This window comes from Magnetospirillum sulfuroxidans (assembly GCF_018224925.1).
Classification (GTDB): domain Bacteria; phylum Pseudomonadota; class Alphaproteobacteria; order Rhodospirillales; family Magnetospirillaceae; genus Magnetospirillum; species Magnetospirillum sulfuroxidans.
The window spans coordinates 175,117-196,291 of record NZ_JAGTUF010000004.1 but is presented as its reverse complement, the minus strand read 5'-3'; the positions used below and the strand labels follow the sequence as shown (position 1 = coordinate 196,291).

Sequence of the window (21,175 nt, the reverse complement as noted above, 5' to 3'; positions counted from 1 at the left end):
GATCACGATCCGATGGCAGGGGACGCGTCGCGGATGGCGACGATATGACCGTCATCCATTTCGGCGATGCGGTCGGCATAAGAAAAAATGCGATTGTCGTGGGTGACCACCAGCAGGCAGCATTGATGGTGCTGGGCCAATTGCCGCAGCAATGCCACCACCTGATCGCCGGTGCGGTGATCCAAGGCGCTGGTCGGTTCGTCGCAAACGATCAAGGGCGGCTGGTGGACGATGGCGCGGGCGATGGCGACACGCTGTTGCTGGCCGCCCGACAATTGCGCCGGCAACGCCAAGGCCTTGTCGGCCAATCCCACCGGAACCAAGGCTTCGCGCGCCCGTTCCAGGGCAAGGCGGCGCTTTTCGCCCTGGATCAGCAACGGCACGGCGACGTTTTCGGCCACGCTCAACGTCGGCACCAGATTGAAGGACTGGAAGACAAAGCCGATGCCGTGGCGGCGCAGCCGAGTCTTGGCGGCGGCGCTTTCGCCGCGCAAATCGTGTCCCAACACCTGGCAGGCGCCGCCATCGCAGTCCAAGACCCCGGCGATCACTGACAGCAAGGTGGTCTTGCCGCAGCCCGAGGGGCCGACCAGCATCACCACTTCGCCGGCGGCGGCGTCGAAATCGACGCCGCGCAGCGCCTGGACGGCGGTGTCGCCCTGGCCATAGGTTTTGGTCAGGGCGCGACAGCTGACGATGGGCGCGCTCATGCCTTGAACACCTGGGCCGGCTCTAACCGCACCACCTTGCGGATGGCCAGCAGGGCGGCGACGATGATCACCGTCAACGCCGCCATGCCGCCGCCCAGGATCAATTGCCACGGCAGGCGGAACACCAGATGGGGATCGACATTGGCCAGTTGAAAGCCCATCACCGCCCCGGCGCCGGCCCCCAGGCCGAAGCCCATGCTCCCCAGATACAGGGCCTGGACCAAGATCATCCGCACCAGCATGGCGGTGCCGGCACCCATGGCTTTCATGACGCCGAAATGGCGCAGATTGTCGGTGGTGAAATTGAAAAAGGTCTGGCCGGCGATGAAGGCGCCGATCAGAAAGCCCAGCCCGGCGGACATGGCGAAGTTGATGATCATGCCGGTATTGCCGAGGAAATGGCGCAGCGAGCGGTCGATGAAGCCTTGGGTGGTATAAGCCGCCAGACCGGTGCGGCGGCTGATTTCCGCCGCCACCTTTTCCGCATCCTCTCCTGGTTTGACGGTGACCAGAACGAAGGACAGCAATTTGCGCTCTGACGGCAGGAAGGTCTTCACCCGCGCATAGGTGGTGTAAAGGGTCGGCATGGATTGGAAATTGGATGACGCGGTGGCGGTGCCGACCACCTGGGCCCGGTGTTCGTTCAGCTCGATGGACTCGCCCAGACCGAGGGGGCGCCGGCTGCCATCGGCGCGGGCGGCCAGTTGGCCTTGGGCGGCGGCGGCATCGACGATGATGCCGTCGCTTTGGCGCAGATCGGCCAGCTTGCCCAGAACCATCCGTCCCGGTCCGCCGATCAGGGTGGTTTCGTCGATGCCAACCAGCTGGCACTGAACGAAATCGCCGCTGTCCAGACGGGCGCGGATGCCGCCTTTATAAAGCGGCATGGCCCACTCAACGCCGTCGATCCCGCGCACGCGCTGCAATTCGGCATCCATCATCGGCTTGACGTCGTCGAGATGGCGGGCCTTGGGGTCCATCACCCAGACATCGCCGACACCGACATCGGTGATGAAACCGTAAGTGTGACGCAAGATCCCTAAAAAGGTGGCCGGCTGCTGGATCATCACGAAGCTGGTGAAAGCCAGGGCGATGACGATTCCCAGATATTTGGCGCGATCGCCCATCAACATACGCAAGGCCATGACCAACACGAAATCTATCCTTGTCCGGTGACTGACAGGGGCTTTCACGCTCTCTTTTGCTTTTTCCTGCGTTTTTTGCGCAGGGTGGCTGGCGGCTGCCCCGTGTAAGCGGCATATGGAAACGATGACCATCGGTATGGGTGAAGACGACGAGGCGATAATTTCGGACCGGGATCTGTTGATCGCCGCCGGAACGGGGGATCGTTGGGCTTTTGCCCAATTGATGGAACGCCACGCGCCTTTCGCCCTGGCCTTGGGGATTCGCCTGCTGGGCAATGCCGACGACGCCGAGGATGTGGCGCAAGAAGCGTTTCTGCGGGTGTGGCGCAAGGCCCCGAACTGGGATGGTGACGGTGACGCCCGCTTCACCACGTGGTTGTACCGGGTGGTCATCAATCTGTGTACCGACCGCAAGCGGCGCAAACAAACGCTGCCCCTGGACGATGTCGAGGAACCGCCCGATCCCGGCCCCAATGGCCTGGATCATCTGGCCAGCACCCAGATGCGGGCGTTGGTGGCCGAGGCGTTGGCCGACTTGCCGGATCGTCAGCGCGCGGCCATCGCGCTGTGCCATCTGGGCGAGATTAGTAATTTTGAGGCTGCCCAGTCCCTGGGCGTCACGGTTTCCGCCCTGGAATCGCTGTTGGTTCGCGGCCGCCGGGGGTTACGGAATTATTTGTCGCGGCGAGGCTTTGCCGCATCGGGAGATTTGCTATGACCCGCGACCGTTTTGATGACGATTTGGACGCTCTTCTGAGGCGTTACGATCCGGCACAGCGGATCGATCAAGCCCGCGTCAGCCGCGTCAGCCGTGCCGTGCTCACCCGCATCGCCGCCGAGCCGCAAACCCGGCCAAGCCTTGTTCGGCGTTTCTGCATGGCGCTCAACGCGTGGGGCGGCATGCCGCGCTATGCCGGATCGCTGGCGCTGGGCTTGCTTTTGGGGTTGGCGGTCGGCTTTGCCTCGGTGACGCAAACGCAGGCGCAACCGACGGCCATGCAGCTTTACGCGCAGGCGCAGCCTTTGTCGCCGATGGGGTTGTAGAGCATGGATTTCCGTCGTCTCCGTCCCTGGATTCTGATCGCGTCGCTGGTCGGCAACGGCTTTTTGATCGGTGTGCTGGTCGCCAACGGTCCTGGTCACCAACCGGGACCGCCGCCGCCTTATGGCATCATCGAACGGATGGCCGAAGTTCTGCCCGCCGATGACGCCCGTATCCTTAAACAAGCGGCGGCCGATCAAGGGCTGGCCGCAGGCCCCGACGATGACATGGGGGCCTTTCATCGGCGGACGCAGGAATTGATGCGGGCCGAGACGTTCGATGCCGCCGCCTTTCGCCAGTTGATCGCCGAATTTTCCAGCAAACGGGAACAGGCCGGCGATCGCATCGGCAAGACCCTGATCGACGCTTTGCCGCGGATGTCTTGGGCCGGACGGCGGGCGTTGGCCGACCAGCCGCCGCCGGGCGGAGGGCCGCGCTAGGCATATTTTGCCCACTAATCGGCAGAATGTGCCTAGTTAAGTGTTTGAAAATAATCAATATTTTTCGCCTGGATTGTCGTTGGGCGACGTGTAACTCAGTAACGATGCTTCTTCCTTCGTCAGGATGCAGACCATGATGATCCAGCGCTTGACCTCTACAGCCAGCCTTCCCAGCCCCCTCGCCGGATTAGACGACGATACCTTGCTGGCGCGCATGAAGATTGATGACGCCGCCGCCTATCGCCTTTTGGTCGAACGCCATGTGGATCGCGCCTATGCCATCGCCTTGCGGGTGTTGGGCAATGTGGCCGATGCCGAGGACGTGGCGCAGGAATGTCTGGTCAAGGTGTGGACCCATCGCCAGTCCTGGCAAGAGGGCAAGGCCAAGTTTTCCACCTGGCTGTACCGGGTGGTGGTCAACCGCTGCATCGACCTGCGCCGTCGTCCCAGCAACGAATGTCTGGACGACGTCCCCGAGCCCATGGACGACGAGACCGATTCGGTTACCCGCATCCACCGCGCCCAAGTGTTCGGTCGCCTGGAAGAAGCCATGGGCCGGTTACCGGAACAGCAGCGTCTGGCCCTGACGCTGTCTTATTTCGACGATCTGGGCAATGCCGAGGTGGCGGAAATTCTGGGAACCACCGTCAGTGCGGTGGAAAGCCTGCTCAAGCGTGGCCGCCAGACCCTGCGCGACCGCTTGCGGCGCTCCGAACATGATTTCCGTCAGGCTTTGGTCGAATAATGGCGAGCGTCATGGCAGCGTCTACAAACCCAGGGGCCGCTTCCGCCTAATGCGCTGATTAATTCAGACGGTTCATGCGAACGAACCTTTTGTCTGGAGCGGCCCATTAGACGGAAGCGGCCCTTCAAGATTCTCCGCCTGACCGGGCCAGCTGGCCCGTTTCATCCAAGAGACCCCGGTAAACCGGGTCGTACATTGGATCAGAAGGAGACAGTATCATGGCCGTCATCGCCACCAACACCGCCGCCAATTCGGCGCTGCGCTACCTGAACCTGAATTCCGAAGCGCAATCTTCCAGCCTGTCGAAGCTGGCTTCGGGCTCGCGCATCACCAAGGCGTCCGACGATGCCGCCGGTCTGGCCATCGGCACCCGCATCCAGTCCGACGTCACCGTGTTGAGCCAGGCGGCCACCAATGCCAGCCAGGCCACCGCCATCCTGCAAACCGCCGATGGCGGCCTTGCCCGCATCTCCGACATTCTTCAGCGCATGAAGTCATTGGCCACCCAGTCGGATTCCGGCTCGGTCACCAACGACGAACGCATCTATATCGACGCCGAATATCAGGAATTGCTGGACGAAGTCGACGGCATCGCCACCTCGACCCGCTATAACGGCGTGTCGCTGTTGGACGGCACCGGTCAGTACGCCTCGGCCTCGACCAACGCCACCGTCTCGTCCAACTGGATGACCGATTCCCAGTACGCCGACATCACCACCATCGCCGACGCCGACGCCTTCACCATCACCACCTCGGACGGCAACACCGTCAACTACATCATCTCCGAGGACTATGACACCGTCGCCGGGGTATCGCTGGAAGATGTCGCCGCCTCGATCAATGCCGGCAACACCGCCACGCCGGAAGCCGCCAACGTCACCGCCTCCATCGAAACCGACAACGATGGTCGCAAGCGTCTGGTGTTGACCGGCGTCGATGGCACCACCGTCACCGGCATGGGCGACACCACCGGCACCGCCCTGCAAGGCCTGGGCATGCTGGCCGCCGATGGCACCACCATCGTCGGCGGGTCGAAGTCGGGCGTCGATTTCATGGTCGGCACCTCGTCCACCGATACCATCAACCTGTCCATCGACAATGTCGGCGCCACCGCCCTGGGCCTGTCCACCACCGCGGTCGGCACCCAGCCCAACGCCCAAACCGCCCTGACCGCGCTGGATGCCGCCATCGATGCGGTGATCCAGGCCCGCGCCGAAGTGGGTGCGACCATGTCGCGCTTCGAATTCCGCTCGGAAACCATCGACACCACCTCGGAAAACCTGCAATCGGCGCAATCGGCGATCATGGACGCCGACGTGGCGGCGGAAAAGTCGACCTTGTCCTCGGCCGACGTCAAGACCCAAGCGGCCATCGCGGCTTTGTCGCAAGCCAATCAGATGCCGCAAAACCTGTTGAGCCTGCTGAAGAGCTAAGCCGGTCAAACCTGCCCCCGGCCGGTTTAAGCCGGCGGGGCGGGATTTTCACCGATCCCGCCCCGCCATCTTCCTGTTTGCGAGGTTGCCATGACCGATGCCGTCAGTTCGAGCACAACGACAACCACGTCCTCGGTCAGCTATTCGCAGAACCGCAACGAATTCGACACCGATGCCCTGGTGGAAGCCGCCGTTTCGGCCAAGTTGACCCGTGCCGATAGTTTGGAAACCAAGGTCACCGCCAACGAAACCAAGATTGCCGCCTACGAGGAAATGCAGACCCTGCTGCTGGCCATGCAGGATTCCCTGCAAGCCCTGCGCTCTGATCCTTCGTCAAGCGGCCAGGACGACGACGTCTTTCTCAATCGGACCGGCTATCTGACGTCGGGGACCACCACCTCGGCCGATACCTTGCTGTCGGTGACGGTGGAAGACGGCACCGCCCTTGACAAGCACGAGATTGAAATCCTGCAAGTGGCCAAGACCGAACGTCTGGGCGGCACGACCCAATCCAGCCGCAGTGATGACGCCGGCATCAGCGGCAGCTTCACCCTGGGCACCACCTTGGGCAGCACCACCACCAGCGCCACCATCACCCTTACCGACGATATGTCATTGGACGATATCGTTGACGCCATCAACGCCGAAACCAGCAATACCGGGGTCAAGGCCTCGGTGATCAAGGTCAGCGACGACGAATACATGATGGTGCTGACCGGGAGCGAAACCGCCGCCACCATCACTTTGGCCGACAGCAGCGGTTCGGCGTTGCAAGATTTAGGTCTGATCGATGAAAACGGCGACAAGGCCGACGTGTTGCAAGCCGCGCAAGTCGCCCAGCTCAAGATCGACGGCGTCACCATCGAACGCACCAGCAATGAAATCGACGACGCCATCGACGGCATTACCCTGACGCTGTACAAGGCGGAAGCGGGCAACACCATGACGCTTGAGATCGACAATTCCCTGTCCGATATCAAGGAACAGATCCTAGCCCTGGTTGAAACCTATAACGCCTTTCGCGATTTCGTTCTCACCAACCAGACCACCACCAGCAGCGGCACCGCCGATGACAGCGCGGTGCTGTTCGGCGATTCAACCCTGCGATCCATTTCCACCAGCCTGCAAGAAGCGCTGGGATCGGCCATCGACAAGACGTCGATGGCCGTTCTGGGGCTGTCCTTCGATTCAAGCAATTATCTGGTCTTGGACGAGGACACCCTCGACGATGCCTTGCTCAATGATCTTGATCAGATTGAAAGCCTGTTTTCCTACCAGGCGACCACCTCTAACGGCAATCTGAGCTTGCTGCGTCACGGCGACGGGCCGGAAGCGGCCGAATTCACCTTGGATATCGCGGTTGACGACGATGGCAACATCACCTCGGTTTCGGTCGATGGCGATGACAGCCTGTTCACCGTTTCCGGTTCGCGCATCATCGGCGCCACCGGCAGCGATTACGAAGGGTTGACCTTCGTCTTTACCGGCAAATCCAGCCAATCCATCGACGTCAGCCTTAGTCAGGGCATCGCTGACCGCATGTGGCAGGCGGTGGAAAGCGTCGCCGACGAATATGACGGCACCTTGACCGTCATGGTCACCGACTTGGAAGAAGCCAATACCGATCTGGACGAACGTATCACCACCATCGAGGCCAACGCCGAGACCTATCGCAGCTATCTGCTGGAAAAATACGCCCGTATCGAGGCCAAGCTGGCAGAGGCGCAGTCCATTCTCGACCTCTTGGAAGCCCTCACCAACGCTGAAAGCAGTGACTGATCATGAACCTCTCCAAGCACGCCATCGCCGCCTATCAGACCGCCGTCATGACCACGCCGCCGCTGCAAGCCGTGGTTCTGCTCTATGACGGCATCTTGGTGCGTCTCCACAATGCCGCCAATGCCGCCGCCGCCGGCGATTACGGCCGCCAATACGATGAAATCGCCCGCGCCAATGAGATTCTGCGCGGCCTGCTGGCGGCGTTGGATTTGCAGGCGGGCGGGAAACTGGCCGCCGGCTTGGCCGACACCTATCGTACCAACATGCAGGCGCTGCTGCACACGGTGGGGCGCAAGGATGCGGAAAAAAGCTGTCGCCGGATCGCCGAAGGATTACGGACGCTGCGCAATGCCTGGGCCGAAATCGCCGGCATGGCGATGAACGAACCCAAGCAAAGCGGATTTGACGCCTGATCCCTTGTTATCGGTGACCGAATTCGTATAGGCTCTTGCGGCTGTCCAAAGGGCGGCTTTCCTTAACGCCATCGAAGAAACCGAGGCGACATGAGCAAGACCATTCTTACGGTCGGAGATTTCTCCGATCTGCTTGATCGTTTGGGCCCGGAACTGGGGCGCTGGCCGAGTGCCGAGCGACAGGGCGCCGAAGCTCTTTTGCTTCAATCCGATGAAGCTGCCGCTCTGCTGACCGATGCGCTGGTCCTTGCCGATACGATTTCGGCGGTGCAGCCCAAGGCTCCCGCCGGTCTGGCGGATCGCATCATCGCCGCTGCCGGGGCGGAAAAGCCCAAGACCTGAACAAATCCCCCCGCGATCGCTTTCTATCGCGGGGGGATTGTCTCATGGCGAAGCCAGCCAGGCGCGCCACCCGCCATGGCGGGTGATGTCGGTGGCTCCCTCGATGGCGTGGCTTTCGCACAAGAAGCCCTTGACCGTGGCACCATCGGCCAGGGTGACGGTCCCGATCCCCAGGGGCGGTGGGATCAGGGCGACGAAGCTGCCAAAGGCGGCGGCATCCATTTCATAGATTTCCACCTCGATGGCGCCGGCACCGTGGCCGTCGAACACCAGTCCCGGTTTGGCCGGTTGGGTCTTGGCCAAGGCATAGAGGCTGTAGCCCGGCGCGGTGCGGCAAGTGGCCCGCAGGCGGGCATCGCGGTCGCTTAGTTGGTGGTGCAGCGGTTGGCCGCTGAGATGGGCGCCGACCACCGCCACCGTGATCGTGCCGGCGGCGGCGGCGTCAACCGGGATCGGGGGGGTGGTGGCCAGCGGAATGGGGGTGGCGGCCAAGGTGGCGGTGGGCAGGGCGCGATGCAGCCGGTCGGCCAAGGCGGCGATCTTGCCGTCCGCGAAAGCGCGCCCCAGCAAGGTGACCCCAAACGGCAGGCCGTTGGGGCGAAAGCCGGCGGGAAGGGCGATGGCCGACAGATCCATCAGATTGACGAAATTGGTATAGACGCCAAGATTGCTGTTGAGCTTGACCGGATCGGCCAGCACCTCATCAATGCGATAGGTGGTGCCGGTGGTGGGCAGCAGCAACACTTCCATCTTGGCCCATTGCGCCTCGGCCTGCCGGATCAGTTCGGCCAGCCGGTACAAGCCCTTGAAGCTATCGACGGCGGAAAGGCCTTTGGCTGACAGAATGATGCCGCGCACCACCTCATGGAGGCAATCCGGTCTGGCGGTGGCGAAATCCTCGATGGCGGCCAGACGTTCGGCCACCCAAGGGCCGGAATACAGCAACTGGGCGCATTGGGAAAACGGGGTGAAGTCGATTTCGACCGGCATGCCGCCAATGGCGCGCAGACGTTCCACCGCGCGATGGAACAAGCTTTCCGCCTGGTCATCGCCAAAGAATTCCAGCCGGCCGGCGGGAACGCCGAAGCGAAATCCATCCGGCCATGCCGCCGTCTGCGTCGCCTGGGGGGCGGAACGGGAAAAGGCGTCTTCCGGGTCGGGGCGCCCGGTCACCGCCAAGACGGCCAAGGCGTCGGCGCAGGTGGTGGCGAAGATGGAAATGCAATCCAGGCTGCGACAGGCCGGCACCAATCCGCGATTGCTGAGCAATCCCTTGGAAGGCTTCAAGCCGACGATGTTGTTGAAGGCGGCGGGCACGCGGCCCGAGCCGGCGGTGTCGGTGCCCAGGGAAAACGACACCAGCCCGGCGGCAACGGCGACGGCTGAGCCGGCGCTGGACCCGCCCGAGATGTGATCGGCGGAAAAGACCGATGAACAGATGCCATAGGGGGAACGGGTGCCGACCAGACCGGTGGCGAATTGGTCCAGGTTGGTCTTGCCGATCAGGATGGCGCCCTCGGCTTGCAGCGCTTCGACCACATGGGCCGAGCGGCTGGGGACATAGGCGAAATCAGGGCAGCCGGCGGTGGTCGGCAGGCCGGCGACGTCGATGTTGTCCTTGACGGCAAAGGGGATGCCCCACAGCTTGCCCTTGGGGGCGGCGGCCAGTTGCGCCAGGGCGTCGGCCTTGGCGACCAGGGTGATCCACACCGGGCGTTCGCCCTGCTGGTCGATGCGGGCGTATACCGTGTCCAGCACGTGGGCCGGGGTCAGGGTGCCGGCGCCATAGCCGGCGGACAAGCTGGCGATATCCAAGGATTGCATTACGCGGCCTCCTGGCCATGGGCGACGATCACCGCCAAAGTTTGTCCCAAGGAAACGGCGCGGCCCTCGGCGCAGCGCAATTCCTGCACCACGCCGTCGGCGGGGGCCAGGACCGCGATTTCCATTTTCATGCTTTCGACAATGACGATGGCTTCGCCTTCCTTGACCGTCTGGCCGGGGGTGACGGCGATTTTCCACAGCGAACCGGAAACCGGCGCGGTCACGGCGATGCCGCCGGCGGGCAACGTCTCATCGCCGCTATCGGCGAAAGCTTCGGGCAGGTCGGCGCCATAGCCGATCTGGCCCGACGCCTCCCAGCGGGCGCGTTCGGCGTCGAAGGCCTGTTGCTGGCGGGATTTGAAGGCGCGGATGGCGGCGTCGTTATCGGCGAGGAACTGCCGGTAATCGGCCAGTTTGAACGTGGTTTCCTCGATTTTGACATGGGCCTTGCCCTGGGGGAAGTTGTCGCGGAATTCCAGCAGTTCGGCCGCCGAAACCTCGACGAAGCGGATCTGGTCGAAAAAGCGCAGCAGCCACGGCTTGCCGGGCTGGAATTCGGCGGTGTGCTTGTGGGTGTTCCAGACCTGGCAGGTGCGGCCGACGAATTGATAGCCGCCCGGTCCCTCCATGCCGTAAACGCACATATAAGCGCCGCCGATGCCCACCGCGTTTTCCGGCGTCCAGGTTCGTGCCGGATTGTATTTGGTGGTGACCAGACGGTGGCGCGGGTCCATGGGGGTGGCCACCGGCGCCCCCAGATAGACGTCGCCCAGGCCAAGCACCAGATACGACGCGTCGAAGACGATTTTCTTCACGGCGTCGATGCTGTCCAGGCCATTGATGCGGCGGATGAATTCGATGTTGCTGGGACACCAGGGGGCATCGGCGCGCACCGATTGCATGTATTTGGCGATGGCCAATTGGGTGGCTTCATCATCCCAAGACAACGGCAGATGGACGATGCGGGTGGGCACTTCCAGGGCGTCGTTGTTGGGCAGGCTTGCCTCGGTCCGGCGCAGCAGCTCCAGCAATTCCCCCAGCGCCAGCACCCGGCTGTCGTAATGCAGTTGCAGCGAGCGGATACCCGGCGTCAGCTCGATCAGCCCGGCCGGGGCCAGGGCGCGCAGCGCCGCCATCAGCGCATGGACGCGGAAGCGCAGTTCCAGATCCAGCGCCAGCGGCCCGTATTCCACCAGCAGGTATTTGTCGCCGGCCCGGCGATAGATCACCCGAGGCCGTTCGCCGTGGGCGGCGATTTCGCCGATCACCGCGTCGTCGGGGCCGCAATCAAACGGTTGCGGCAAAGCGGCGCTATCGACGGGTTGGAACGCGGCGATCTCGGCTTCTTGCCGGGCTTCCAGCAGGGCCGCCTGCGTCGGGCTGAGGCGGATGAAGCGGATGCGGTCCCCGGGGCGCACTTGGCCCAGTTTCCACAATTCGGCCTGCACGATGGTTGCCGGGCAGACAAAGCCGCCCAGGCTTGGCCCATCCGGTCCCAGGATCACCGGCATGTCGCCGGTAAAGTCGATGGCGCCGATGGCATAGGCGTTGTCGTGGATATTGCTGGGGTGCAGGCCGGCTTCGCCGCCATCCTTGCGCGCCCATTTCGGCTTGGGGCCGATCAGGCGCACGCCGGTACGGCTGGAATTGTAATGCACTTCCCAGGGGGTGGCGAAAAAGCTGGCGATATCGTCATCGGTGAAAAAATCCGGCGCCCCGTGCGGACCGTAGAGCACGCCGATTTCCCAATCATGGCCGATCTTCGGCACCAGGGCTTCGGGCACCGGCCGCGCCGGCGCCGGCGCAAGGGGCTTGCCCAGATGGATGATGTCGCCGGCCATCAGGGCGCGGCCGCCGTGACCGCCGAACTTGCCCAGGGTGAAGGTGGATTTCGAGCCCAGGTAATCGGGCACGTCAAAGCCGCCTTGGATCGCCAGATAGGCGCGGCAGCCCGCGCCGCTGACCGGGCCAAGGCGCAGCACCTGGCCGGCATCGACCGGGACCGGCTGGCCGTACATAACCGGCAGGCCATCCAGGGTCGCGGTCATTTCCGCCCCCATCAGACAGATCGTCGTCGCGGCGTTAAATTTCAGGGTCGGTCCCGACACCGTCATTTCCAGCGCCGCCATGCCGGCCGGATTGCCCAGCGCGTGGTTGGCCAGCCGCAGCGACAGGTTATCCATCGGCCCCGATGGCGGCACGCCCACATCCCAATAGCCGGTACGGCCGGGATAATCCTGAAGTGTGGTCTGGGTGCCGGCACGCAGCACCTCGACCGAGCGGGCGTGATGGACGAAGCTATCCAGGGTGCGGGTGGTCACTTCCCCGGCGGCGAAAACCGGGCTGGCCACCAGGGCGCGCAGATAATCCAGATTGGTTTCGATCCCGGCGATGCGGGTTGCGGCCAGGGCGGCTTGCATCTTGGCCAAGGCGTCGGCGCGGTCGCTGCCGGTAACGATGATCTTGGCGATCATCGGATCGTAAAACGGCGACACCTCCTGGCCGGTCTCGACCCAGGTTTCGATGCGGGCCTGTTCCGGCCAGCAGACCTGGGTGAGCAAGCCGGACGAGGGGCGGAAATCGCGGCCCGGATCCTCGGCATAAAGCCGGACCTGGATCGAGGCGCCGCGCGTCCGTTCGCCGTGATCGGCCAGCGGCAAGGCTTCGCCCGCCGCTTGCCGCACCATCCACTCGACCAGATCAATGCCGGTGACCTGCTCGGTCACTCCGTGTTCGACCTGAAGCCGGGTGTTGACCTCAAGGAAATAGAAATCGCCGCTATCGGTGTCGTAAAGAAATTCCACCGTGCCGGCATTGGCATAGCCCACCGCTTGTCCCAATTTGACGGCGGTGGCGCATAAGTGATGGCGCAGGTCGGGGGCGATGCCTGGGGCCGGGGTTTCCTCGACGACTTTTTGATTGCGGCGCTGGGCCGAGCAATCGCGCTCGCCCAGGGCGACGACGGTGCCGCGACCGTCGCCGAAAATCTGCACCTCGATATGCCGGCCGCGTTCGACGTATTTTTCCAAGAACAGGCCGGCATCCTTGAAATTGTTGCGCGCCAGCCGTTGGACCCGCTCGAACAGCGGTTCCAACTCGTCCTCGGACCGGCACAGCGACAGGCCGATGCCGCCGCCGCCGGCGGTGCTTTTCAGCATCACCGGATAGCCGATGCGGGCGGCCTCGGCCTTGGCGTGGGCGACGTCGTTCAGTAAGCCCGATCCGGGGGCCAGCGGCACCCCGGCTTTCCGAGCCAGATCGCGGGCGGTGTGCTTGAGGCCGAAGGCGCGCATGTGTTCCGGCCACGGGCCGATGAAGTTCAGGCCGGCCTGGGCGCAAGCGTCGGCGAAATCGGGGTTTTCCGACAAGAAGCCATAGCCGGGATGAATGGCCTGGGCGCCGCACGCCTTTGCCACCTCCAAGATGGTGTCGGCTTGCAGATAGCTTTGCGCCGCCGGGCCGGCGCCGACGCAATAGGCTTCGTCGGCCATGGCGACGTGCAGGGAATGGCGGTCGGCCTCGGAATAAATGGCGACGCTTTTGATTCCCAGGCGGCGCAGGGTGCGGATGATGCGGGTGGCGATGGCGCCGCGATTGGCGATCAGAACCTTGGTGAACATCACGCCGCCTCCCAGATCAGCACGTCGATGGGGGTCGGGTCATAGGCGTTGCATGGATTGTTGAGCTGCGGGCAATTGGAGATCAGCACGACGACGTTCATGTGCGCCACCATCTCGACATATTGGCCCGGTCCCGAGACGCCATCGGCGAAAGACAGGCCGCCATCGGCGGTGATGGGGACGTTCATGAAAAAATTGATGTTGTGGCCGATGTCGCGCTTGGTCAGGCCCCAATGGTCATGTTCGGCCAAAGCCAGGACATAGGAATCGCGGCAGGCATGCATGGTCTTTTTTTCCAGGGCATAGCGCACGGTATTGGATTCGGTGGCGCAGGCCCCGCCCAAGGTGTCGTGGCGGCCGACGGTGTCGGCGACAATCGTCAGCATCGGGGTGCCGTCCTGGCTCAGCAATCGCGATCCCAGCCCCAGATAGACATTGCCCTGGGTGCGGATGGTGCTGGTGGCGCAATAGCGTTCGTGCGGGTCATCGGCGTTGTAGAACAAGGTGTCGGCGGCCTGGTTGCCGGCGACGTCGACAATGCGCAAGGTCTGGCCCTTTTTCACTTCATGCAGCCAGTAATCGCCGGCGGGGATGGTGGCGGCATAAAGGGCCGTCGCGGCGGCCAAAGTGCTTTGCTTCAACATTTCCAGCCTCCCTCAGCCGATCAGGGTGTAAAGACGGTTGTTCTCGAAGCCGCGCCGGTTTTCCGGGCGGAAGTTCAGGCAGAAATCGTCGGCTCCGACCGCATCGGCCTTGAGCAATTGATAGGTCACCGGCTTTTTCGGATAATCGGCGGCCGGGTTCAGCGGGTGCGGGCAGGTGTGCAACAGCACCAGCGTATCCATCTCGAAGCGAAGGGTGACCACCGAACCGGCGGGCGAATGGCTTGGATCGAAGACCATGGCGCCATCGTCTTGGACCGCGACTTTCGAGAACCAGTTGACGTTGGCGGCCAGATCGCGCCGGCCCAGGCCGTATTTGCCGGCCTCGACCAGGAACGAGTCATGACCGTTCAAGAACCAATCGTTGCGGCAGGCCTGATAGGTCTTCACCCCCCAGCGCCTGGCCACCATGTCCTTGGTGCTGTTGCCGCAGACGGTGTCATGCCAGCCGACGCTGTCTTCGATGATCGAACAAAAGATGCGGCCCATGTCGGAATAAAGGCAATTGCCGCGGGTCAACTTGAAGGTGTGCTGGCACTTCAAGGTATCGGGGGCGTTGTAGCGTTCCAGCGGATTGGCCGGGTTATAGAACAGCATGCCGACATTGGCGCCGCCATCGGCGTCGATCAGCCGCAGGCTGGTGCCGCGCTTGACGGTGAACGACCAATGTTTGCCGCCGGGCAGGGTGTCTTGGTAGAAAAGCTCGCTCATGCGGATTTCTCCGTCGTGCCGGGCCGTCCCGGCGCAGTGCGAACCATCCGGGGTCGTCCCCGGTGGCGGGTTCAGGCGTGGACGATCTCGGCCCGTTCGGGCTTGTCGTCCAAGGGCAGGTTCAAGGTGATGGTCGCGCCATAGGCTTCGGGGGCGTCGGGGTCGTGGCGGACCTTGTCAAAGGCCAGCACGCGGGTTCCCAGGCCGAAACCTTCCTGGATGTCGTGGGTGACCATGAACACGGTCATCTTTTCCGCCCGCCATAATTGGCGCACCAGATCGTGCATCTGCGCCTTGGTGCCGGGGTCAAGGGCGCCGAAAGGTTCGTCCATCAGCAAGATGCGCGGCTTTCTGACCAAGGCTTGGGCGATGGACAGGCGTTGCTGCATGCCGCCGGACAGTTCGGCCGGATATTTGGTGCGGGCGTGATCAAGGCCGACGGCGTCGATGGTGGCGCGCACCTCGTCCAGGGCTTGGCGTTTCTTCGCCCCGAATAGCCGGCCCAGCAGCGGCGCACGGGCGAATTCCAACCCCAGCACCACGTTTTCCTCGACGGTCAGATGGGCATAGGCGGAATAACGCTGGAACACCACGCCGCGATCGGGGCCGGGTTCGCGGGCCAAGGGCTGGCCGTCGATGCGGATGCTGCCCTTGGTCGGCCGCTCCATCGCCAGCAACAGACGCAAGAAAGTGGTCTTGCCGCAGCCGGACGGCCCGACCAGGGCGCAGAATTCACCCGATGGAATCTCCAGGCTGACCCGTTCCAGCACCACTTGCTCGCCGTATTCCATCCACAGATTGTCGACGGTGACGCGGCTCATGACGCCCCCCGTTCCAGCCACGGGCAAAAACGGCGGTTGGCGGCGCGCAGCAGCCAATCCATGCAAAAGGCCAACAGGGTGATCCAGGCCACGTAGGGCAAGATGACATCCATGGCCAGATAGCGCCGCACCAGGAAGATGCGGTAGCCCAGGCCATCCTGGGCGGCGATGGCTTCGGCCGAGATCAGGAACAGCCAGGCCGGCCCCAGGGAGAGCCGCACGCTGTCGAGCAGTTTGGGCCAGACAGTGGGCAGCACCAGCCGCACGATGATCTGCCAGGTGCCGGCGCCCAGGGTCTGGGCCTTGATCACCAACTCGGTCGGAATGGCCTCGACCCGCATGGCCAGATCGCGGACCAGAAACGGGGCGATGCCGATGACGATGAGGACCACCTTGGACAATTCGTCCAAGCCGAAAACGATGAACAAGATGGGCAGGACCGCCATGGGCGGGATCAAGGACAGCACGGCGACAAAGGGCGACAGCCCGGCGCGGACATAAGGGATCAGGCCGGTGCCGACGCCCAGCAGCAGACCAAGCAAGGTGGAGACCAGCAGCCCCAAGCCCAGCCGCGTCAGGCTGGACAGGGTATCGGCCCATAACAGGATCTGGCCGCTGCGGCTATCGGCGGTGAAGGCTAGGCGGATGATGGTGTCGGCGATGGTGGAAAACGCCGGCAGCAGCTTGTCGTTGGGATTCTCGGCCAGCCGCAAGGCCGAGAAGATGACGTAGAGCGCCAACACCGCCAGGAAGGGGAGCGCGCCCCAGAAAAGCGCGCTCCCTTTGCCGGGATGCCGGTTGATGATCCGGCGGCCCATGCCTACAGCTTTCCGTCGGCGGCCAGCGTCATGAAGGTGGCGTCGAAGCGCAGCTTGATGTTGTTGGCATCGCCCAGGGTCTTGCCGCCGGGAAAGGCCATGCCGACGGCGTCCTTGGACTTGGCGCCCTCGCCCAGCAGGCCGTGCTCGAACGAGAAGGTGCGGACCATATCCATGGTTTTGGGCAATTGCGCCGAGGTGGTGAACGACACCGCATCGATCGGCTTATAGAACATCTTGGTGGTGGCAAGCTGGGCCTTATAGCCGGCCAGATCGGTGCCCGAGGCCTTGGCCATGGCTTCCAGCATGGCCGGGTCGCCGGCTTCCATCTTGGCCATCATTTCATACCAAACGCCGGTCAACGCCTTGCCCAAGGCCGGGTTGTCGGTCAGCGTCGCCGAATTGACCACCATCAAATCGATGATCTCGCCCGGAATTTTTGAACTGTCGAACACCTTGGTGGCGCCCTTGACCGCCGAGACTTCGGCCAGTTGCGGGTTCCAGGTGACCACGGCGGTGGAATCCTTGGACGAGGTGAAGACCGAGACGATGTCGGCATCCGAGGTGTTGACGACGCCGACGTCTTTTTCCTTAAGCTTGACGGTGTCGAGCGCACGGGCCAGCAGGTAATGCGAGACCGACAATTCCACCAGATTGATCTTCTGGCCCTTGATGTCGGCGATGCTTTTGCCCTTTTTCAAGACGATCCCGTCATTGCCGTTGGAAAAGTCGCCGGAAATCAGCGCGGTCGAATCGATGCCGCCGGCGGCCGGAATGGTCAGGGCGTCCATGTTGGTCATGACGCAGCCGTCGAACCCGCCGGCGGTGTACTGGTTGATGGATTCCACATAATCGTTGATCTGCACGATTTGGACGGTGATGCCGTATTTGTCGGCCCACTTCTTCATCAGACCGGAATCGGCGGCATAGCCCCAGGGCATCCAGCCGGCATAGATCGACCACGCGATCTTGAAGTCTTTTTTCTCGGCGGCGAGACCGGGCGAACAGGTGGCGGCGACCATGGCGGCAGCGCCGACAGCCAGGCCAAGAACTCGGGAAAAGGAAGAACGCATGAAAACCCCCTCGGTTGCTTAAGAAGCTTCGCAAGGCGCCGCGGGGGACGATGGCAACTGGGGGAGGGGGCCTTGGCCGGGTGGGCAGAGACCGTCCCTGAGAAACCAAAGGCTCTCGCGGCACAGCTCTCCCGGGCTTTTATCCCGCCGTGGCTCCGCCCCCTGATGCCAGCAGGCGGGAGTGCATCTCTCGGACCAGACACCAAGCGGCCGGAACCCTAGACGCGTTATGGCCATTGTATACGCAAGCTCCATGCCAGGGCCGACGTGGCGGGAACTCAAGAAAGTCGTCGGCGTCGAGAGGGGGCGATGCTGCGCAAATGGGCATGCGATGCCCGCATCGTGGGCAGGCGAACAAGCCCGTGGTCAAGTCGGGGGGCTGCTGCTTTACTGTCGGTCCGATCCGCGCTGGAGCCACCGGTCATGACCGTGATCACCTGTACCGACGATTTGCGCCGTCTGGCGCGGCGACGCATTCCACGGGCGATCTTCGATTACGTCGATGGCGGCTCGTATGACGAGCTGACCCTGACCGCCAATCGCCGCGACCTGGACGCCATCCGTCTGCGACAGCGGGTGATGGTCGATGTGTCGGGGCGCAATATGGCTTGCACCATCGCCGGGAGTTCGGCCGCCATGCCGGTGGTTATCGCCCCGACCGGTCTGGCCGGTCTGGTCCATGCGCGGGGCGAGGTGCTGGCGGCGCAGGCGGCGGATGCGGCGGGGGTGCCGTTCTGCCTGTCCACCGTGTCCATCTGCTCGATTGAAGAGGTGGCGGCCGCTGCCGTCCGGCCATTTTGGTTCCAGCTTTATCTGATGAAGGACCGCGATTTCGTCGCCAGCCTGATTGCCCGCGCCGCCGCCGCCCAATGCGCGGCCTTGGTCGTCACCGTCGATCTGCCGGTCACCGGTCAGCGTCACCGCGACCTCAAGAACGGGCTGTCGGTCCCGCCCCGGCTGACCTTGGGCAATCTGTTGGACATGGCGACCAAGCCGGCCTGGGGATTGCGTTTGCTGGCCGGGCGGCGCTTCACCTTTGGCAATCTGGACGGCCACATTCCGCCGCAGCCGCGCGGAACCTCCATGGCGCACTGGATCATGGGGCAGTTCCAACCGGCCATCGGCTGGGACGATATCGCCTGGATCAAGTCGTTGTGGCCGGGCAAGCTGGTGATCAAGGGGGTGACCGATCCCGATGACGCCCGTGCCGCCATCGATGCCGGTGCCGATGCCATCGTCGTTTCCAACCATGGCGGTCGTCAGCTGGATAGCGGGCCATCCTCTATCGCCGCTTTGCCGGGGGTGGTGGCGGCGGTGAAAGGCCGCGCCGATATTTTGTTCGACGGCGGGGTGCGCAGCGGCCAGGACGTCTTGAAGGCGCTGGCCCTGGGGGCTTCGGCGACCATGGTTGGCCGGGCCTTTCTCTATGGATTGGGGGCCGACGGCCGGCGCGGCGTTGACGCCGTTCTAAGGGTGATCCGCCAGGAACTGGATATTTCCATGGCGTTGACGGGGACCCGCGACGTCGCCGAGGCCGGCGCCCGGACCCTGTTCACCGATTGATCTGGGCGATGTCGTCATTTCATCGTTTGTGCGGTGCGGTGAATGGCCTTACCATCCCGGCAAGGCAACCAAAGGGCGGATACTGATGCCACTTGCAAATCGGCTGGCGGACAAGCTTGAGAAATTGCGCCAAAAGGCCTTGGCCGGTGGCGGCGCGAAGAAGGCGCAAGAGCGTCACGACAAAGGCTTGCTGACCGCGCGCGAGCGGCTGGGGGTGCTGTTCGATCCCGGCACCTTCCAGGAAACCGGCATGCATGTGCGCCACCATGCCACCGCTTTCGGCATGGCCGATAAGGAATTGCCCTCGGATGGGGTGATCGTCGGCAATGGCTTCGTCAATGGTCGCCAGGTTTCAGCCTTCAGCCAGGATTTCGCCGTCAGCGCCGGAACCTTGGGCAAGATGCACGCGCAAAAGCTGGTGACGGCCATGCAATACGCGCTGAAAATGGGCGTGCCGCTGGTGGCGTGCAAGGATTCCGGCGGCGCCCGCATTCAAGAAGGCGTCGACGCCTTGTCCGGCTATGGTCAGGTGTTCTATCAGAACGTCCTGCTGTCGGGTGTGGTGCCGCAGATCGCCCTGGTGCTGGGGCCGTGCGCCGGTGGCGCCGCCTATTCGCCGGCCTTGATGGATTTCGTCATCATGACCCGGCACAACGCCCATATGTTCATCACTGGGCCGGAAGTGATCAAGGCGGTCACCGGTCAGGCCTATACCATGGATCAGGTCGGCAGCGCCGACATGCATGCCACCGTCAGCGGCAACGCCCATTTCGTCGCCGAGAATGACCAGCACGCGGTGGATATCGCCCGGGCGCTGCTGTCTTATCTGCCGGCCAACAACACCGAGGACCCGCCGCATCAGCCATGGCCGGACATTCCGGTGGAAGCGGATCCGATCCTTGACGCCCTGGTCCCCGACGATCCGTCCGAGCCGATGAATGTGCGCGAAGTCATCGCCCGCATCGTCGATGAAGGGTCGTTTTTGGAAGTCCATGCCGGCTGGGCTCGTAATCTGATCGTCGGTCTAAGCCGCATCGGCGGCATCGTCACCGGCATCATCGCCAATCAGCCGGCGGAAATGGCCGGGGCGCTGGACATCAACGCCTCGGACAAGGGCGCCCGTTTCGTCCGGTTCTGCAACGTCTTCAATATTCCGCTGGTCACCTTGGTCGACGTGCCCGGCTTCCTGCCGGGGATCGAGCAGGAACGCGGCGGGATCATCCGCCACGGCGCCAAGATGCTGTTTGCCTATGGCTCGGCCACCGTGCCCAAGATCACCGTTATCTTGCGCAAGGCCTATGGTGGTTCGTATCTGGCCATGTGCAGCCAGGAAATGGGGGCCGATTGGGTGTTGGCTTGGCCGACCGCCGAAATCGCGGTGATGGGGGCCGAAGGCGCCATCAACATCTTGTATCGCAAGGAATTGGGCGAGGCCGAGGACCGTCGGGCCAAGGCCAAGGAACTGGCCGCCAGCTACCGCGAGGAATTCGCCTCCCCCTATCTGTCGGCGGCGCAAGGCTATATCACCGACGTCATCATGCCGTCGGAAACCCGTGGCATTCTTGCCTTGGCGTTGCGCAAATCGCTGGCCAAGCGCGAGATCCGGCCGCCGAAGAAACATGGCAACATCCCGCTGTAAGGCCGGATAGCAAGGGGGAATACGGTGCCAGAAGCACTTAACCTGTCGCTGATCGTCTATGGATTGGGCATCTTCATCGCCTTGTTGGCGGCGTTGCTGATCAAGGGGATCGTCGGCCTTTTATCCTGGACGGACCGCGCCGCCGCCGCGCCGGGCGCCGGGATGGCGAAACCGGCCCCGGCCCCGACCCCGGCTCAGGCTCAGGCCCAGGCTCAGGCCGTGGCGGCGGACGTTCCCCCCCACCATCTGGTGGTCATCGCCGCCTGCGCCCACGCCATGGTCGGCGCCCATCGCATCTTGCACATCGGCAGCAATGCCGGTGCCGCCGGGTGGTCGGCCGAAGGGCGTTTCGCCCAGCACGGTTCGCATCATCCGTCCACCCATCACTAGCCCGC

Annotated in this window: 20 protein-coding genes and 1 riboswitch; of the genes, 11 read left to right on the top strand and 9 right to left on the bottom strand. The window is 63.4% G+C overall.

Going from position 1 to position 21,175, the window contains the following annotated elements; all coding sequences use genetic code 11:
* Positions 1 to 2 precede the first annotated feature (2 nt).
* Both KEC16_RS07025 and KEC16_RS07020 read right to left on the bottom strand, forming a co-directional pair.
* The gene (locus tag KEC16_RS07025) at positions 3 to 710 is read right to left on the bottom strand and encodes an ABC transporter ATP-binding protein (protein ID WP_211547242.1); all 708 of its coding nucleotides are present in this window, start codon (positions 708 to 710) and stop codon (positions 3 to 5) included.
* Positions 707 to 1,855, bottom strand: a complete 1,149-nt coding sequence (locus KEC16_RS07020) for an ABC transporter permease (RefSeq protein ID WP_249208912.1) — start codon at positions 1,853 to 1,855, stop codon at positions 707 to 709. The genes KEC16_RS07025 and KEC16_RS07020 overlap by 4 nt, the downstream gene beginning before the upstream one ends.
* A gap of 124 nt (positions 1,856 to 1,979) precedes the next feature.
* On the opposite strand from KEC16_RS07020, the gene KEC16_RS07015 reads away from it, so the two are divergent.
* From KEC16_RS07015 to KEC16_RS06975, 8 genes are all read left to right on the top strand, one after another.
* Entirely contained in the window at positions 1,980 to 2,573 is a 594-nt protein-coding gene (locus KEC16_RS07015; RefSeq protein WP_211547238.1) for an RNA polymerase sigma factor, read from the top strand.
* On the top strand, positions 2,570 to 2,899 hold the full coding sequence (locus KEC16_RS07010; protein ID WP_211547237.1) for a hypothetical protein: 330 nt from the start codon (positions 2,570 to 2,572) through the stop codon (positions 2,897 to 2,899). The genes KEC16_RS07015 and KEC16_RS07010 overlap by 4 nt, the downstream gene beginning before the upstream one ends.
* A 3-nt stretch (positions 2,900 to 2,902) precedes the next feature.
* A complete protein-coding gene (locus KEC16_RS07005) occupies positions 2,903 to 3,337 on the top strand; it encodes a periplasmic heavy metal sensor (RefSeq protein ID WP_211547235.1) in 435 nt (144 codons plus the stop codon).
* Positions 3,338 to 3,470: 133 nt separating this feature from the next.
* Positions 3,471 to 4,082 (top strand): sigma-70 family RNA polymerase sigma factor, encoded by a 612-nt coding sequence (locus KEC16_RS07000; RefSeq protein WP_249208884.1) that lies wholly within the window; start codon positions 3,471 to 3,473, stop codon positions 4,080 to 4,082.
* 218 nt (positions 4,083 to 4,300) lie between these two features.
* Entirely contained in the window at positions 4,301 to 5,515 is a 1,215-nt protein-coding gene (locus KEC16_RS19765; RefSeq protein WP_249208883.1) for a flagellin N-terminal helical domain-containing protein, read from the top strand.
* Positions 5,516 to 5,605: 90 nt separating this feature from the next.
* Positions 5,606 to 7,294, top strand: coding sequence for a flagellar filament capping protein FliD (gene fliD / locus KEC16_RS06985; protein ID WP_211547233.1), 1,689 nt, complete (start codon positions 5,606 to 5,608; stop codon positions 7,292 to 7,294).
* A 2-nt stretch (positions 7,295 to 7,296) separates the two neighbouring features.
* Positions 7,297 to 7,707 carry a flagellar export chaperone FliS gene (locus KEC16_RS06980; RefSeq protein ID WP_211547231.1) on the top strand — a complete coding sequence of 137 codons (411 nt, stop codon included), beginning with the start codon at positions 7,297 to 7,299 and terminating at the stop codon, positions 7,705 to 7,707.
* 90 nt (positions 7,708 to 7,797) lie between these two features.
* Complete coding sequence (locus KEC16_RS06975) at positions 7,798 to 8,049, top strand: hypothetical protein (RefSeq protein WP_211547229.1); 252 nt, start codon at positions 7,798 to 7,800, stop codon at positions 8,047 to 8,049.
* Positions 8,050 to 8,091: 42 nt separating this feature from the next.
* Here KEC16_RS06975 and atzF read toward each other — a convergent pair whose 3' ends face one another.
* The 7 genes from atzF to KEC16_RS06940 form a co-directional block, all read right to left on the bottom strand.
* Positions 8,092 to 9,873 carry an allophanate hydrolase gene (gene atzF, locus KEC16_RS06970; protein ID WP_211547227.1) on the bottom strand — a complete coding sequence of 594 codons (1,782 nt, stop codon included), beginning with the start codon at positions 9,871 to 9,873 and terminating at the stop codon, positions 8,092 to 8,094.
* The gene (gene uca, locus KEC16_RS06965) at positions 9,873 to 13,493 is read right to left on the bottom strand and encodes an urea carboxylase (protein WP_211547225.1); all 3,621 of its coding nucleotides are present in this window, start codon (positions 13,491 to 13,493) and stop codon (positions 9,873 to 9,875) included. The genes atzF and uca overlap by 1 nt, the downstream gene beginning before the upstream one ends.
* On the bottom strand, positions 13,493 to 14,137 hold the full coding sequence (locus tag KEC16_RS06960) for an urea amidolyase associated protein UAAP2 (RefSeq protein WP_211547223.1): 645 nt from the start codon (positions 14,135 to 14,137) through the stop codon (positions 13,493 to 13,495). Before KEC16_RS06960 ends, uca begins: the two co-directional genes overlap by 1 nt.
* Before the next feature lie 12 nt (positions 14,138 to 14,149).
* Positions 14,150 to 14,866, bottom strand: coding sequence for an urea amidolyase associated protein UAAP1 (locus tag KEC16_RS06955; protein WP_249208882.1), 717 nt, complete (start codon positions 14,864 to 14,866; stop codon positions 14,150 to 14,152).
* Positions 14,867 to 14,937: 71 nt separating this feature from the next.
* A complete protein-coding gene (locus KEC16_RS06950) occupies positions 14,938 to 15,687 on the bottom strand; it encodes an ABC transporter ATP-binding protein (protein ID WP_211547221.1) in 750 nt (249 codons plus the stop codon).
* Complete coding sequence (locus KEC16_RS06945) at positions 15,684 to 16,505, bottom strand: ABC transporter permease (protein ID WP_211547202.1); 822 nt, start codon at positions 16,503 to 16,505, stop codon at positions 15,684 to 15,686. Before KEC16_RS06945 ends, KEC16_RS06950 begins: the two co-directional genes overlap by 4 nt.
* A gap of 2 nt (positions 16,506 to 16,507) precedes the next feature.
* Positions 16,508 to 17,578 (bottom strand): putative urea ABC transporter substrate-binding protein, encoded by a 1,071-nt coding sequence (locus KEC16_RS06940; protein WP_211547201.1) that lies wholly within the window; start codon positions 17,576 to 17,578, stop codon positions 16,508 to 16,510.
* A gap of 126 nt (positions 17,579 to 17,704) precedes the next feature.
* Positions 17,705 to 17,811, bottom strand: a riboswitch (guanidine-I (ykkC/yxkD leader).
* 190 nt (positions 17,812 to 18,001) lie between these two features.
* On the opposite strand from KEC16_RS06940, the gene KEC16_RS06935 reads away from it, so the two are divergent.
* The 3 genes from KEC16_RS06935 (at position 18,002) to KEC16_RS06925 (ending at position 21,170) form a co-directional block, all read left to right on the top strand.
* On the top strand, positions 18,002 to 19,141 hold the full coding sequence (locus tag KEC16_RS06935) for an alpha-hydroxy acid oxidase (protein WP_211547199.1): 1,140 nt from the start codon (positions 18,002 to 18,004) through the stop codon (positions 19,139 to 19,141).
* 85 nt (positions 19,142 to 19,226) lie between these two features.
* Entirely contained in the window at positions 19,227 to 20,780 is a 1,554-nt protein-coding gene (locus KEC16_RS06930; protein ID WP_211547197.1) for an acyl-CoA carboxylase subunit beta, read from the top strand.
* A gap of 24 nt (positions 20,781 to 20,804) precedes the next feature.
* Complete coding sequence (locus KEC16_RS06925; protein WP_211547195.1) at positions 20,805 to 21,170, top strand: hypothetical protein; 366 nt, start codon at positions 20,805 to 20,807, stop codon at positions 21,168 to 21,170.
* The last annotated feature ends 5 nt before the right edge of the window (positions 21,171 to 21,175 follow it).